Raw genomic sequence first — 232 nt, forward strand, 5'->3', positions numbered from 1 at the left:
ATAGCGACAAGAACAAGTACTTCATGTACACGAGTGATGTCAGGATCAAGAACAGTCACAGTGAATGCCTTGCCAACAGCTTATACAGTATCAGGAGGAGGCGCTTATTGTTCAGGCGGAACAGGAGTTGCTGTTACTTTATCCGATTCACAGACAGGAGTAAGATACCAATTAAGAAGAAACGGATCAAATGTAGGTTCTTTAGTAAATGGAACAAACAATGCCATTAGTT

The 232-nt window shown here is 40.9% G+C and carries 1 protein-coding gene; it reads left to right on the plus strand.

Annotation, left to right across the window (positions count from 1 at the left end; genetic code table 11):
- Positions 1–36 precede the first annotated feature (36 nt).
- Positions 37–232, plus strand: a 196-nt coding sequence (locus Q0731_RS13155) for a hypothetical protein (RefSeq protein ID WP_299064827.1), incomplete at its 3' end; no start/stop codon positions are given.

Origin of the sequence: uncultured Polaribacter sp. (assembly GCF_947497695.1) — a bacterium.
Taxonomy (GTDB): Bacteria; Bacteroidota; Bacteroidia; order Flavobacteriales; family Flavobacteriaceae; genus Polaribacter.